The 15,276-nt window shown below is 63.4% G+C and carries 9 protein-coding genes, 1 rRNA gene and 1 riboswitch (1 of these 11 running past the window's edge); of the genes, 5 read left to right on the top strand and 5 right to left on the bottom strand.

Annotated elements, in window-relative coordinates:
* Positions 1–1,429: ribosomal RNA gene (locus IVB54_RS04150) — 16S ribosomal RNA — on the bottom strand (it extends 60 nt beyond the left edge of the window).
* A gap of 1,030 nt (positions 1,430–2,459) precedes the next feature.
* Between IVB54_RS04150 and IVB54_RS04145 the strand changes: the two genes are divergently transcribed.
* Together IVB54_RS04145 and IVB54_RS04140 are read left to right on the top strand one after the other, a co-directional pair.
* On the top strand, positions 2,460–4,523 hold the full coding sequence (locus IVB54_RS04145; protein ID WP_018453272.1) for a M23 family metallopeptidase: 2,064 nt from the start codon (positions 2,460–2,462) through the stop codon (positions 4,521–4,523).
* 158 nt (positions 4,524–4,681) lie between these two features.
* Positions 4,682–6,301, top strand: coding sequence for an SMP-30/gluconolactonase/LRE family protein (locus IVB54_RS04140; protein ID WP_085350725.1), 1,620 nt, complete (start codon positions 4,682–4,684; stop codon positions 6,299–6,301).
* Between the two features lie 100 nt (positions 6,302–6,401).
* On the opposite strand, the gene clpB is transcribed toward IVB54_RS04140, so the two are convergent.
* The gene (clpB, locus tag IVB54_RS04135) at positions 6,402–9,041 is read right to left on the bottom strand and encodes an ATP-dependent chaperone ClpB (protein ID WP_018453270.1); all 2,640 of its coding nucleotides are present in this window, start codon (positions 9,039–9,041) and stop codon (positions 6,402–6,404) included.
* A 257-nt stretch (positions 9,042–9,298) separates the two neighbouring features.
* On the opposite strand from clpB, the gene IVB54_RS04130 reads away from it, so the two are divergent.
* Positions 9,299–10,087 (top strand): MOSC domain-containing protein, encoded by a 789-nt coding sequence (locus IVB54_RS04130; RefSeq protein ID WP_018453269.1) that lies wholly within the window; start codon positions 9,299–9,301, stop codon positions 10,085–10,087.
* Positions 10,088–10,199: 112 nt separating this feature from the next.
* Here the strand turns inward: IVB54_RS04130 and IVB54_RS04125 are convergent, their stop codons facing one another.
* Positions 10,200–11,039 carry a TIGR02594 family protein gene (locus IVB54_RS04125; protein ID WP_018453268.1) on the bottom strand — a complete coding sequence of 280 codons (840 nt, stop codon included), beginning with the start codon at positions 11,037–11,039 and terminating at the stop codon, positions 10,200–10,202.
* 199 nt (positions 11,040–11,238) lie between these two features.
* Between IVB54_RS04125 and IVB54_RS04120 the strand changes: the two genes are divergently transcribed.
* Positions 11,239–12,102, top strand: a complete 864-nt coding sequence (locus IVB54_RS04120) for an alpha/beta hydrolase (protein WP_018453267.1) — start codon at positions 11,239–11,241, stop codon at positions 12,100–12,102.
* A 51-nt stretch (positions 12,103–12,153) separates the two neighbouring features.
* Here IVB54_RS04120 and metW read toward each other — a convergent pair whose 3' ends face one another.
* Together metW and IVB54_RS04110 are read right to left on the bottom strand one after the other, a co-directional pair.
* Positions 12,154–12,816, bottom strand: a complete 663-nt coding sequence (metW, locus tag IVB54_RS04115; protein WP_018453266.1) for a methionine biosynthesis protein MetW — start codon at positions 12,814–12,816, stop codon at positions 12,154–12,156.
* 12 nt (positions 12,817–12,828) lie between these two features.
* Positions 12,829–14,031 carry a homoserine O-acetyltransferase gene (locus tag IVB54_RS04110; protein ID WP_018453265.1) on the bottom strand — a complete coding sequence of 401 codons (1,203 nt, stop codon included), beginning with the start codon at positions 14,029–14,031 and terminating at the stop codon, positions 12,829–12,831.
* Between the two features lie 90 nt (positions 14,032–14,121).
* A riboswitch (SAM riboswitch) is annotated at positions 14,122–14,201 on the bottom strand.
* 204 nt (positions 14,202–14,405) lie between these two features.
* Here IVB54_RS04110 and IVB54_RS04105 point away from each other — a divergent pair.
* Positions 14,406–15,254 (top strand): chorismate mutase, encoded by an 849-nt coding sequence (locus tag IVB54_RS04105; RefSeq protein WP_026232498.1) that lies wholly within the window; start codon positions 14,406–14,408, stop codon positions 15,252–15,254.
* Positions 15,255–15,276: the final 22 nt, after the last annotated feature.

The following is a 15,276-nucleotide window of genomic DNA, read 5'->3' as shown; positions in this document are numbered from 1 at the left end:
CGCTGACCCTACCGTGGCCGGCTGCCTCCCTTGCGGGTTAGCGCACCGTCTTCAGGTAAAACCAACTCCCATGGTGTGACGGGCGGTGTGTACAAGGCCCGGGAACGTATTCACCGTGGCGTGCTGATCCACGATTACTAGCGATTCCAACTTCATGGGCTCGAGTTGCAGAGCCCAATCCGAACTGAGACGGCTTTTTGAGATTTGCGAAGGGTTGCCCCTTAGCGTCCCATTGTCACCGCCATTGTAGCACGTGTGTAGCCCAGCCCGTAAGGGCCATGAGGACTTGACGTCATCCCCACCTTCCTCGCGGCTTATCACCGGCAGTCTCCTTAGAGTGCTCAACTAAATGGTAGCAACTAAGGACGGGGGTTGCGCTCGTTGCGGGACTTAACCCAACATCTCACGACACGAGCTGACGACAGCCATGCAGCACCTGTGTTCCAGGCTCCGAAGAGAAGGTCACATCTCTGCGACCGGTCCTGGACATGTCAAGGGCTGGTAAGGTTCTGCGCGTTGCGTCGAATTAAACCACATGCTCCACCGCTTGTGCGGGCCCCCGTCAATTCCTTTGAGTTTTAATCTTGCGACCGTACTCCCCAGGCGGAATGCTTAAAGCGTTAGCTGCGCCACTAGTGAGTAAACCCACTAACGGCTGGCATTCATCGTTTACGGCGTGGACTACCAGGGTATCTAATCCTGTTTGCTCCCCACGCTTTCGTGCCTCAGCGTCAGTATCGGGCCAGTGAGCCGCCTTCGCCACTGGTGTTCTTGCGAATATCTACGAATTTCACCTCTACACTCGCAGTTCCACTCACCTCTCCCGAACTCAAGATCCTCAGTATCAAAGGCAGTTCTGGAGTTGAGCTCCAGGATTTCACCCCTGACTTAAAGACCCGCCTACGCACCCTTTACGCCCAGTGATTCCGAGCAACGCTAGCCCCCTTCGTATTACCGCGGCTGCTGGCACGAAGTTAGCCGGGGCTTATTCTTGCGGTACCGTCATTATCTTCCCGCACAAAAGAGCTTTACAACCCTAGGGCCTTCATCACTCACGCGGCATGGCTGGATCAGGCTTGCGCCCATTGTCCAATATTCCCCACTGCTGCCTCCCGTAGGAGTTTGGGCCGTGTCTCAGTCCCAATGTGGCTGATCATCCTCTCAGACCAGCTACTGATCGTCGCCTTGGTGAGCCATTACCTCACCAACTAGCTAATCAGACGCGGGCCAATCTTTCGGCGATAAATCTTTCCCCGTAAGGGCTTATCCGGTATTAGCACAAGTTTCCCTGTGTTGTTCCGAACCAAAAGGTATGTTCCCACGCGTTACTCACCCGTCTGCCGCTGACGTATTGCTACGCCCGCTCGACTTGCATGTGTTAAGCCTGCCGCCAGCGTTCGCTCTGAGCCAGGATCAAACTCTCAAGTTGGACTTGAACTTTGAACCGGCTGATCACAACGTTTTGACGAGGTCCCACCATTTTTCATCGACCGAAGTCGATGAGCTGCCCGCGATTCACATCGCTGGCAACGATGGTGTAACCTTAAAACGTGTACCGCCGAAGTCTTTCGTCCCCTCTCAGAACTCAAAAGCCGAAGCTCTTCAGTATCCGAGAGGCGCAAGGACTCCGCCGTCCACGTTTCTCTTTCTTCATCTTCACTTGTCAAACAGCCCGGGACCAGGAGGTCCCAACCTTCCAGAGAGGAAGGGTTCCGACACCCTTACCGACGATGGATGAACTCCAATCGACTTACGTCGACTGTTGTGTCACTCAACAAGGTGAGGAGCATCAGTGGCGCGTTCGCTCGCCTTGGTCAGTGACCCGGCGGCGCCGCGCTCAGTGGTCGGGTTATAGGCCCCGCCCATCGGGGTTGTCAACGACCATTGTCAGAAAATCGTCGCACGGTGGATTGTTCGAAAAATCCACGCGATTACAGCAGGTTAGAAAGTCGCTGAGCGGCTGGATCGCGCCGGCGCGGAGAAAAAACTCAAAAAAAGTTTGGGCTCGAGAGGGCTCCGGAGGCGGCATGAGGCGACTTGGACGCGACTTGGATCGCTCGTCCCTGGAAGGCCCCTGACGCCCGGCCGTTCGGGAAACTTTTCCATATTAGGCGCCGTACTTGAGCCACAATCCCCCGGCGTTCTGGTACAGACAAAGCTTGAATCGCAGGGATGCCAGTGGGGGCTGCCGGCGGTTTGTGTGGGGTCAGAGGAAGGCGATCATACGATGAAGCGGCCTTCTTCAGACATTCGAGACACATCGAGAGATCTTTTTCCGCTTAGCTGTTCGTAAATTCGGCCGGTCCGACATCTGGGCCTTCTGACCGCGGACGCCTATGCGGCTTGCCTTTTCCAGAGACGCCCCGAAGAGGGCGGCTCAAGGAGGGGCTCGAAACAGGGTTGCTCGAAACGGGGCTGCTCGAAATCGGGCTCTCGGATCGTTGATTGGGGGACTTGGGTTGAACCATAGGACGTCACGCGGCGCTTACGGGCGTGAGACCGGGATCATCGATCTCGGCCACGAGCCGCCGCTGTCCGTCGATGGTTCGGAAGCCGCCGTCATCGATCGCCGCCGCGTCTCGGTGCAATGGTTCAGCGGGACGATTCTAACCGGACTTTGCGGCGCAGCCCTGATCGGCGGCGCCGTTTTCGCTTCGCTCGACGGCGAGATGACCTTCGCCAAGGTGCCGGAGCGCGTCGAAGGCGCGCTGCGCGGCGCATTCGGCGCAGCCGACCGCACCGCCACGCTGCACAAGAGCGACCGCCTGCCGCCGCCGAGCGAATCCACGGCCTCGCGCAACATCGTGCGCGTCTCGACCGTCGCCCGCGTCGGCAACCGCGACGTGATGCGGGTGCGTCCCTTCATCCGGATTGCCGGCAATCTGTCGATGACGACGAGCGATCTGTCGGCGAAGATCCCGCCATTCAACGCCCAGCGCCTTCTCACCGATGTCGGATCCGATCCGAAGGCGGCATCCGAGGATCCCAACAATCCGGAAGCCGTCGAACCCGACGCCGAGGTCTCGTTCGTCACCAAGGACCTCTCCCAGGTGCTGCCGAAAGCCAAGATTTCCGCAGTGGTGGCGCTCGACGACATCCTGATGCGGGTCCGCGATGCCGCCAACTGGCGCGGCAATGGCGGGGTGCGCTACGCCGCGCTCTCCAATGCTGCGGCCGACGTCTCCGGCGCGACCGGCCCGTCCGATATCAGAAGCGCCTACGCCACCGAAGTGTCGCCGTCCGATCCCTATGCCGGCTTCGAGACGCGCGTGGTGCCGGAAAACGTCACGCTGCTGCCGAAGACCAAAGAGCAGATCACCGGCGGCAATCCCAACGGCGAACGCGTCCACGTGGTCAAGAAGGGCGACAGCGTCGCCGGCGTGCTGCGCGATCTCGGCGCCACGGCCGAGGAGATCAAGGCGATCACCGCGACGCTTGGGCCGCGCGGCCGCGACGGCGGCCTGAAGGAAGGCGAGAAGCTGCGGATCCTGATGGCGCCCGCAAGCCCCGGCGCCCGCCTGCAGCCCTACCGCGTCGTCATCGCCAACGAGACCATGGTCGAGGCGATCGCGGCGCTGTCCGATCTCGGCAAATACGTCGCGGTCGACGTCTCCAGCATGAACACCGTCGCCGACGCGGCGGCGAACGCCAACAGCGACGACGATGACGAGGATGACGGCACGGGCGTGCGGCTCTACCAGAGCATCTACGAGACCGCGATGCGCAACAAAGTGCCGATGCCCGTCATCGACGACATGATCAAGATCTATTCCTACGACGTCGATTTCCAGCGCAAGGTGGCGCCGGGCGATTCATTCGACGTGTTCTACGCCGGCGAAGACGAAGGCGTGACCGCGAGCGAAAAGAACGACGTGCTGTTCGCTTCGCTGACGCTCGGCGGCGAGACCAAGAAATACTACCGCTACCAGAGCCCCGATGACGGCGTCGTCGATTACTATGACGAGACCGGCAAGAGCGCGAAGAAGTTCCTGGTGCGCAAGCCCGTCAACAACGCCATCATGCGCTCCGGCTTCGGCGGCCGCCGTCACCCCATCCTCGGCTATGTGAAGATGCATACCGGCGTCGACTGGGCCACCTCCTACGGCACGCCGATCTTCGCCTCCGGCAATGGCGTGATCGAGAAGGCCGGCCCCGAGGGCGGCTACGGCAAATACATCCGCATCAAGCACAACAACGGCTACGAGACCGCTTATGGCCATATGTCGGCCTTCGCCAAGGGCATGGAGCCCGGCAAGAAGGTGCGGCAGGGCCAGGTGATCGGCTTCGTCGGTTCGACCGGCGCGTCGACCGGCCCGCACGTCCACTACGAAATCCTGGTCAACGGCCGCTTCGTCGATCCGCTGCGTGTGAAACTGCCGCGCGGCCGCTCGTTGGAAGGCCCGATGCTGGCCGGCTTCGAGAAGGAGCGCGACCGGCTCGACGGCATGATGAGCGGCCGCGCCGGTGCCATCGCCCGGATGTCGGACGCCACCGGCGGTCCGTTGCAGGTCACCAACAGGTAAAGCCGGCGAACCGGGCCGAGATCGGCCGGACATATTCAAGCACGAGCCGGATTTGACGACGTCGCGCGGGGCCCGGCTTGGCCGCATCACAACGTCAAGTATCGTTTGCCAAAGCGGCATGAGGAGCGAATACTTTCCAAAAAACGGGAGGTCTCGCCATGAAGAACAGGCTCGCCTGCGCAGCCTTCGTCGCTGCGGTCGTCTCCGCTACCAGTGTTTCGGCCGAAAACTGGGAGGTCACCAAGCTCGTTCCGGGCTCGGCGTTCCACGGCGTGCACGGGCTTGCGATCGACAAGGCCGGCCATCTGTTTGCCGGCAGCGTCGCGGGCGCGGCGCTCTACGAGGTCGACATCCCCGGCGGTAGCGCGAAGGTTGCAATCCCCGCCCCGATCGGAATGGCCGACGACATCGCATTCGCCCCCGACGGCACCATGGCCTGGACCGGATTCCTGGCCGGCGATCTTTATTCGCGCAAGGGCGACGGCCCGATCAAGAAACTCGCTTCAGGCCTTCCCGGCATCAACTCGCTCGCCTTCCGCAAGGACGGCAGGCTGTACGCCACCACCGTCTTCCTCGGCGACACGCTCTATGAGATCGACGTCGAGGGCGTCAAACCGCCGCGCCAGATCATGGAGAAGATGGGCGGCCTCAACGGCTTCGAGTTCGGTCCCGACGACAAGCTCTACGGTCCGCTCTGGTTCAAGGGACAGGTCGCAAAGGTCGACGTCGACAAGGCCGAGCTGACCGTCGTCGCGGACGGCTTCAAGGTCCCGGCCGCGGTGAACTTCGATTCCAAAGGCGATCTCTGGGTAGTCGACACCGCGCTCGGCCAGCTCGTTCGGGTCGATCCCAAGTCGGGCGCCAAGACCATGGTCGCACAATTGAAGCCGTCGCTGGACAATCTCGCGATCGACGACAAGGACCGAATCTACGTCTCCAACATGGCCGATAACGGCATCCAGGAGGTCGATCCGGCGACCGGCCAGGCGCGGCAGGTGATCATCGGCAAGCTCGCCTTGCCCGGCGGCATCGGCGTCACGTCAGAGAACGGCAAGGATACGATCCACGTCGCCGACGTGTTCGCCTATCGCACGGTGGACGGCGCGACCGGCGAGGTCACCGAGAAGGCGCGCATGCACGCCGCCGGCGTCACGCTCGAATATCCGATGAGCGCAACGGCGAAGGGCAACGATGTGGTCCTATCGAGCTGGTTCACCGGCACGGTGCAGGTGATCGACGGCAAGACCGGGGCCACCCGCGACATGCTGCACGGCTTCAAGGCGCCGCACGACGCGCTCGTGCTCGCGGACGGCAGCATCCTGGTGGCCGAGTTCGGCACCAAATCGCTGGTCCGCGTCAGCGGCGAGCACGGCAAGGATCGCACCACACTGATCGGCGGCCTCGAGGGCCCGGTCGGGCTCGTCGCTGGATCGCGTGGCGAGGTCTATCTCACCGAAGCCTTTTCCGGCGTGATCTCGATGATCGAGAGCAACGGCGAAAAGACAGTCGTCGCCAAGGACCTGAAAATGCCCGAAGGCATCGCCCGCGCCAGAGACGGCAAGCTGATCGTAGCGGAGGTCGGCGCCAAACGGTTGATCGAAATCGTGCCGGAGACCGGCACGGTTACCGAGATCGCGGCCAATCTTCCAATCGGCCTCGTGGGTGCACCCGGAGGACTGCCGACGCACATTCCGACAGGCGTCGGCATCGGGGAATCCGGCACGATCTATTTCTCTTCTGACATCGAGAACGCGATCTACAAGCTCACGAAGAAATAGGTCGCCGCAGTAAGTTCGCCAACAGCCCGCAAAACAAACCGCCCCGGAGAGGTTGACATCTCCGGGGCGGCTTGTTGCTTCAGGCTTCGAATGCCGACGATCAGTTCAGCTTCCGCTTCGACACCGGCGCCTCGAACTGGGCGATCTCCGCGGTCTGCGGCGCCTTGCCGTTGAAGGTCAGCACGTTGCCTTCGGAGGAGATCGCAACGTTGTCGCCGTCCTTGACGTCGCCGGCCAGGATCATCTCGGCGAGCGGATCCTGGACGTGACGCTGGATCACGCGCTTCAGCGGCCGTGCGCCGTAGGCGGGATCCCAGCCCTTGGCGGCGAGCCAGTCGCGGCCCGCAGCGTCGAGCGTCAGCACGATCTTGCGATCGATCAAAAGCTTTTGCAGCCGTGCGAACTGGATCTCGACGATCCGGCCCATCTCGCTCCTCTGCAAGCGATGGAACAGGATGATCTCATCGACGCGGTTCAAGAACTCTGGCCTGAAGTGCGCCCGCACCATGCCCATCACCTGCTCGCGCACGGCCGAGGTATCCTCGCCCTCCGGCTGGTTCACCAGAAACTCCGAACCGAGGTTCGAGGTCATGATGATCAGCGTGTTGCGGAAGTCGACGGTGCGGCCCTGGCCGTCGGTGAGGCGGCCGTCGTCGAGCACCTGCAACAGCACGTTGAACACGTCGGGATGCGCCTTCTCGATCTCGTCGAACAGCACGACCTGGTAGGGCCGGCGCCGGACCGCTTCGGTGAGCGCACCGCCCTCGTCATAACCGACATAGCCCGGAGGCGCGCCGATCAGCCGCGAGACCGAGTGCTTCTCCATGTACTCGGACATGTCGAGGCGGACCATCGCGGTCTCGTCGTTGAACAGATACTCGGCGAGCGCTTTCGTCAGCTCGGTCTTGCCGACGCCGGTGGGCCCGAGGAACATGAACGAGCCGGTCGGCCGGTTCGGGTCCTGCAGCCCCGCGCGCGAACGGCGAACGGCGGTCGCGACCGCACGCACGGCCTCGGCCTGGCCGACGACGCGCTTGCCGAGCGAGTCCTCCATCCGCAGGAGCTTGTCTTTCTCGCCTTCGAGCATCTTGTCGACGGGCACGCCGGTCCAGCGCGAGACCACCTGCGCGATGTGGTTGGCGGTGACCGCCTCCTCCATCATCTCGCCGGAGTTCTCCTTGGCCTCGATCTCCGCAAGCTGCTTTTCCAATTCGGGGATCCGGCCATAGGCCAGCTCGCCGGCCTTCTGGAATTCACCGCGCCGTTGTGCGTTGGCAAGTTCAACCCGCAAGCCGTCGAGCTCGGCCTTCAGTTTCTGAGCGTCGGAGAGCTTGTTCTTCTCCGCGCTCCAGCGTGCGGTGAGCGCCGCGGACTTCTCCTCGAGATCGGCCAGCTCCTTCTCCAGCGTCTGCAGGCGGCTCTTCGACCCGGCATCGCTTTCTTTCTTCAACGCTTCCTGTTCGATCTTCAGCCGGATGATTTCCCGATCCATCGAATCCAGCTCTTCCGGCTTGGAATCGACCTGCATCTTGAGCCGCGCGGCCGCCTCGTCCATGAGGTCGATGGCCTTGTCCGGCAGGAAGCGGTCGGTGATGTAGCGGTTGGACAGGGTCGTGGCGGCGACCAGCGCGGAATCGGTGATCCGCACGCCGTGGTGCTGCTCGTATTTGTCCTTCAGCCCGCGCAGAATGGAGATCGTATCCTCGACCGAGGGCTCGCTGACGAAGATCGGCTGGAATCGCCGCGCCAGCGCCGCGTCCTTTTCGACGTGCTTCTGGTACTCGTCGAGCGTGGTGGCGCCGATGCAGTGCAGCTCGCCGCGGGCGAGCGCAGGCTTGAGCAAATTGGACGCGTCCATCGCGCCATCGCCCTTACCAGCGCCGATCAGCGTGTGCATCTCGTCGATGAACAGGACGAAATTACCATCGCTCCCGGTCACCTCCTGCAGCACGGCCTTCAGCCGCTCCTCGAACTCGCCGCGATATTTTGCACCTGCAATCAGCGAGCCGAGGTCGAGCGACAGCAGCTTCTTGTCCTTCAGGCTCTCCGGCACGTCACCGTTGACGATGCGCAGCGCCAAGCCCTCGGCGATGGCGGTCTTGCCGACGCCGGGTTCGCCGATCAGGACGGGATTGTTCTTGGTCCGGCGCGACAGCACCTGGATCGTGCGGCGGATCTCCTCGTCGCGGCCGATGACCGGGTCGAGCTTGCCGTCGCGCGCCGCCTGAGTGAGGTCGCGGGCATATTTCTTCAGCGCGTCATACGCGTTCTCGGCCGTGGCGGAGTCCGCCGTTCGGCCCTTGCGCAGCGCTTCGATCGCCGCGTTGAGGTTTTGCGGGGTGACGCCGCCCTTGGCCAGGATCGCGCCCGCCTCGCTGGTCTTCTCCAGCGCCAGGCCGAGCAGCAGCCGCTCGACGGTGACAAAGCTGTCGCCGGCCTTCTCGCCAGCCTTTTCGGCGGCGTCGAAGGTGCGCGCGAGTTCGGGCGCCAGATAGATCTGGCCGGCTCCGCCGCCAGAGACCTTCGGCACCTTGTTCAGGGCGTCCTCGGTCGCCTTCAGGATTGCGCGGGAATTGCCGCCGGCGCGGTCGATCAGGCCGGCAGCGAGGCCTTCATTGTCGTCCAGCAGCACCTTCAGGACGTGCAGGGTCGAAAACTGCTGGTGCCCTTCGCGCACCGCAAGCGACTGCGCGGACTGGACGAAGCCTCTGGAGCGTTCGGTATATTTTTCGATGTTCATTTCGTGGTCTTTCCCTCGGCCTGCCCCTGGAGCCCTCAAAGGCACTCCAAACGGCATCTTCATTGGGTTTCCGATTACCGCATTGACGTTTCTCAACCGGCAACGGTCGTTATCAGCCGGCGCTGGCGCCGGCCTGACCCAGATGTGGGAAGCGAGGCCTCGGACCGGAAGAGGCGAGTTCACAATTTCGTGCGCGGATCCGCCCGCTTGGCGCCGGTGGGCCGAATCCCCTAAGTAGCGGCATGACACCCAGCGCAATGACAATCAGCCAGACCGCCGAGATCACCGGGCTCTACCGCTACCCGATCAAGGGCCTGACGCCAGAGGCCCTGCCCCGCGTCTCCCTGCGAGCCGGCCAGACCCTGCCCGCCGACCGCCGCTACGCCATCGAGAACGGCCCGAGCGGCTTCGATCCGGAAGCACCGCAGTGGAAGCCGAAGATCCAGTTCCTGATGCTGGCGCGGAATGAGCGGCTAGCTTCGCTCGACAGCCGGTTCGAGGACGCGACCAATTGCCTGACCATCCGCAAGGACGGCCAGATCGTCGCCAGCGGCGATCTCGAGACCGCCGCCGGGCGCGCCGCCATCGAGGACTATTTCAGGGAAAATTTTCAGCCGGAGCTGAAGGGCCCGCCCAAGATCCTGTCCGGCCGCGACCACAGCTTTTCAGACGTCGCCCGCAAGGTCGTGTCCATCATCAATCTCGACAGCGTCCGCGCGCTCGAGACCATGCTCGGCGGCGCCGCCGTCCACCCGCTACGCTTCCGCGCCAATCTCTACGTGAAGGGCTGGCCGGCCTGGTCCGAGCTCGACCTCGTCGGCCAGACGCTCGCGATCGGACAGGCCCGGCTGCAAGTGGTCAAGCGCATCAAGCGCTGCCCGGCCACCAATGTCGACCCTGATACCGCCAAGCGCGATCTCGAAATCCCCGCCACGCTCTCGAGCAATCTCGGCCACATGGACTGCGGCATCTATGCCGAGGTGATCGCTGAAGGCGACATCGGCGTGGGCGACGCGGTTGCATTGGAACAGCCGAAGCTGGTGTGACGCTGCGCGCTGGCCCCGCTCCGCCATTGCGAGCGAAGCGAAGCAATCCAGGAATGCGCCCGCGGAGACAGTCTGGATTGCTTCGTCGCTTCGCTCCTCGCAATGACGGCCGTCAGTTCGGCATCACATACGCATAGATCCGGCCGCGCGAGACCGGTGCTTCGCGAACGCGGTTGCCGTTGTTGCCGGAGATCATGATCGGATTGCCCTGCGCGTCGACACCGGTGATGATGCCGACATGACCGCCCCGGCCACCACGCGACATCACTGCGATGGCGCCGACCTGCGGACCGGACACGCGCGTGCCGTAATGCGCGAACGAATTCGCCATGTCGGAGCCGGTGCCACGATGACCGGTCTTTTCGAGCACCATGTTCATGAAGCGCGCGCACCACAGGCTACCGCGACCGGTCGGATTGCCGCCGACATAGCGGCGTGCCTCGGACACGAGGCCCGACCCACCGCCGAAGCCGCCGCCGCTCGTCGCGCTATTGGCCATGCCGCCGTCATTCGCGTTAGTGGCTATCCCACCTCCACGCCTCATAATTCGACGGCTGGCGCGCGTGGTCATCTCACCGCTGGTAACCATTCCAGCGTTGCCGCTCATGGCCATTCCACGGCTGCCGCTCATGGCCATTCCACCACTGCCGCTCATAGCCGTTCCAGCGCTGCCGCTTATGGCGATGCCGCCGCTATTGGCGTTCGGATCATAGCTGGCGAAGGTGTTGCCGAAGCCGTTCGCCTGCAATTGCGCCGCGCCGCGCTCGAAGCGCGAGCCGCGTGCATGCCGGTAATGATGATGTCTGCTGGCGTGATGCGCGTAAGCGTGCCGCTCTGCGCTATGACGATGAGGTCGTGCTGACGCCGGAGAAGTGAAGGCGGCGAACGCCGCGAAGAAAACAGCCAGCGCAACGACACAGCGCGACAGGCGAGACGCAAACAACTCGAACATTCTTCATCCTTCGTTGACACCCCACTTCCCCGTCGGCCCGTGCGGTGGCCGACATCCGCGGGCTGTATCAGTATCCTGATGTGGCGAGAACAAGACGCGGCCCCTAAGAATTTGGACGATGATCAATAAGTGCTACCATCGTATGCGCTGACCGCAGGACGGCATTCCAAAGCCGCAGCCACCTCAGGGAGAAAACCGGATGCCTCACGCCCTCACGAAGGACAATTGTCGACTCTATTTCGAAGAAGCGGGCACGGGCACGCCGATTATTTTTCTGCACGAATTCGCGGCCGACTACACCAATTGGGAGCCGCAGATGCGCTACTTCTCGCGCGGCCATCGCTGCATCACCTATTCCGCACGCGGCTACACGCCATCGGACGTGCCTGATGGCGAGGTCTACCGCTACACGCATTTCTACACCGATGCGCTCGCGGTGCTCGATCATCTGAAGATCGATCGCGCGCACTTCGTCGGCCTCTCGATGGGCGCCTATTCGTCGCTCCAGATCGGGCTCAACGCGCCCCAACGTGCGCTGTCGATGACGCTCGCCGGCGTCGGCTCGGGCTCGGAGATCGAGAACCTCGACGCTTGGCGCCAGCAGTGCCGCGCCAACGCGGAGCAATTCGAGATGCTCGGCTCAGCCGAAGTCGCAAAAGTCACGCGCGAGGCGCCGAGCCGGATTCCCTTCCTGGTGAAGGACCCGCGCGGTCACGCCGATTTCTATGCCGCCCTGGCGCGGCACGACGCCAAGGGATCAGCGCGGACGATGCGCGGCTTCCAGGCCGGCCGTCCCTCGATCTTTACGATGACGGACGCGATCAGAGCGGCCACGACGCCGGCACTCATCATCTGCGGCGACGAGGACGATCCGTGCGTGGGCGCAAGCCTGTTTCTGAAGAAGCATCTGCCGGCGGCAGGGCTCGCCATGTTTCCAAAGTCCGGCCACGTCCTCAATCTCGAAGAGCCAGCGCTGTTCAACGAAACGGTGGAACGGTTCGTCACGCTGGTGGAAGCGGGAAGATGGCCGGTGCGCGACCCGAGGTCACTGGCGGCGCATTAGCGCGAAGGCGTCACCAGGTACTGGGTCGCGTAGATGGGGTAACGGGCCGGCCTACTTCCTGCCGCCCCGCGTCAGCAGAAACACGCCCTGCTCGCCGAACAGATTCCACACCCACCAAGGCATCCGCAGCCGCAGCGGACGGCCGTAGAGGTCGAGCGCCTCGGCACGTTCCATCTTGACGTCGATCGCGTCGCAGAGCTCGACGAAATCCTTGATGGTGCAGAAATGGATGTTGGCGGTGTCATACCAGCTTGCCGGCAGGTTCTCCGTGCGCGGCATGTGGCCGCCGATCAGGAGCTGGAGCCGCATCTTCCAGAAGCCGAAATTCGGGAACGACACGATGGCGCGGCGGCCGATGCGCAGCAAATTCTCCAGCACCACTTTCGGCTGCCGCGTCGCCTGCAACGTCTGCGACAGGATCACGTAGTCGAAGGCGTCATCCGGATAATTCACGAGGTCGGTGTCGGCATCGCCCTGCACCACCGCAAGACCCTTGGCGACGCAGCGGTTGACGCCCTCGCGCGACAGCTCGATGCCGCGGCCGTCGACGCCGCGGGTTTCCAGCAGTTGGAGCAGGTCGCCCTCGCCGCAGCCGACGTCGAGCACCTTCGAGCCCGGCTTGACCATGTTGGCCACCAGCACATGGTCCGCGCGAAAATCACCGGGCTGCCCGGTCGCAAGGCCGCCCAGCGGCAACGCTTCCTGTACAGACATGACTAGCCGTCCTTAAGCATTATTGGCGGTGAGCCCGCGCGCCTTGCCTGCCGATTGCAGGAAGGCGCGGGAGATATCAAGGAATTCGGGCACGTCGAGCAGGAAGGCGTCGTGACCGCGATCGGTCTCGATTTCGGCGAACGACACCCGCGCGCTCGACGCATTCAGCGCGTGCACCAGCGCGCGCGATTCCGAGGTCGGGAACAGCCAGTCGCTGGTGAAGGAGACCACGCAGAAGCGGGTCTGGATTCCCGCGAACGCCTTCGCCAGCACACCGCCGTGGTCGGCGGCGATGTCGAAATAGTCCATCGCGCGGGTCAGATAGAGATAGGAGTTGGCGTCGAAGCGCTCGACGAAGGACGAGCCCTGGTAGCGCAGATAGGACTCAACCTGGAAGTCGGCGTCGAAAGAGAAAGTCGGCAGCTCGCGGTCCTGCATGCGCCGCCCGAATTTTCGATGCAGCGCGGCGTCGGAGAGATAGGTGATGTGCGCCGCCATCCGGGCGACAGCGAGGCCACGATGCGGATGGATACCTCGATCGGCATAGCCGCCATGGTGCCAGTCGGGGTCGGCCATCACCGCCTGACGGCCAAGCTCGTGGAACGCGATGTTCTGCGCCGAGTGTCGTGTCGAGCAGGCAATCGCCAGCGCGGAGAACACGCGACTCGGATACGCCGCAGTCCATTGCAGCACTTGCATGCCGCCCATCGAGCCGCCGACGACCGCGAACAGCGTGTCGATGCCGAGCCGGTCGATCAGCATCGCCTGCGCGCGCACCATGTCGGGGATGGTGATGACGGGGAAATCGAGCCCCCAAACCTTGCCGGTCGCGGGATTGATCGAGGCCGGGCCGGTCGAGCCCATGCAGCCGCCGATCACGTTGGAGCAGATGATAAAATATTCGTTGGGATCGAGCGGCCGGCCGGGGCCGACCAAGGTCTCCCACCAGCCGGGCTTGCCGGTGACAGGGTGCACGTTGGCGACGTGCTGGTCGCCGGTCAGCGCATGGCAGATCAGGATCGCGTTGGAGCGATCGGCATTCAGCTCGCCGTAGGTCTGGTAGGCGATCTGGAACGGGCTGAGATCGACCCCGCAGTCGAGCCGCAGCGGCTGCTCCGAGCCGAACTGCGCGACGTGCGAACTCGGATGATCCACCTCGTGCGACCGCTCGTCGGCGGTGATCGCGGGACTCGGAATGGACTGGACGCCAACCATCTGACCATCGACCTCGTTTGCGATCGTAGAAGTGACCGCATTGACATCAGGCCATGAAAAACCCGGCCTGAACGATAGGTTCGGCCGGGATCGAAAGCGTCCCCGGCCTGTTTAGCGAGTTTTTTAACGTGGCTGCAAGCCGGCCGGCTCAAATGACCACGGAACGGGTAAAAACTACCGTCTTGGACGGTTTTCGTCAAGTCACGGCCCGGATCAGCCAAATTCGCCTGTCGCGCCACGGGCGGAAAGGGCCCGATTTCTCTTTGCATTTCTCTTTGCTTTCGCAGCCCCGACTGCCTAATCAGGATATCCATCACAGCGGTGACGGCTCGACTGATCCGCATTGGAAAGCCTCTCAGCAGCACCTGTCAGACATGTCCCAACGTCCGCCCGCGCCACCATCACTCCAGGAATTGCGTAAGGAGATCGACGCGATCGACGAAGGCATGCATCGCCTGCTGATGCAACGCGGCGACATCATCGACCGCCTGATCCAGGTGAAGCAGACCCAGGAGGTCGGCTCGGCGTTCCGCCCGGCACGCGAGGCCTCCATGATGCGCGACCTCGTGCAGCGTCATCGCGGCATCCTGCCGCTCGACACGGTCGAGAGCATCTGGCGCGTCATCATCGCGACCTTCACCTATGTCCAGGCCCCGTTCTCGGTCCACGCCGACATCTCGGCGAGCGAGCCGGCCATGCGCGATTCCGCGCGATTCCATTTCGGCTTCACCGTGCCTTACGTCGCGCATTTCAGCGCGCAGGCGGCGGTCGAGGCCGTCGCGAAGTCCAAGGGCGATCTGGCGCTGGTCTCGGCGACCTCGAGCCGCACGCCGTGGTGGCTGTCGCTGGAAGAAGCTGGCGCGCCAAAGATCATCGCGCGGCTGCCCTTCGTCGAGCGCGCCGACCATCCGGCGGCGTTGCCCGTGTTCGCGGTCTCGCGCGTCGCCGACAGCGCGCTGGTGACGGAGGTCGAGACCTTCAGCGTACGCGTCTCTGGGTGGAATGCGGAGGTCGCGCGCGCCCTGTCGCCGCTCGCCGAGATCGTGGCGGTGCCCGACACCGCCTTCGACGGCGCCGCGCTGCTGGTCTCGGTCACCGCGACAAGCAGCATCGACAAGATCAAGGCTGCCCTGATCGAAGCGGGGGCCTCGGTGCGCTCCACGGCCCTCGTCGGCAGCCACGCAACGCGCTATACGGTGCCCCCGACCGGGTCGAAATCGTAAGTCGCGAACCGCTTAAGCCCAC

The organism is Bradyrhizobium sp. CW1, assembly GCF_023100665.1.
GTDB classification, from domain to species: Bacteria; Pseudomonadota; Alphaproteobacteria; order Rhizobiales; family Xanthobacteraceae; genus Bradyrhizobium; species Bradyrhizobium canariense_D.
This window is presented reverse-complemented; position numbering and strand designations above follow the sequence as displayed.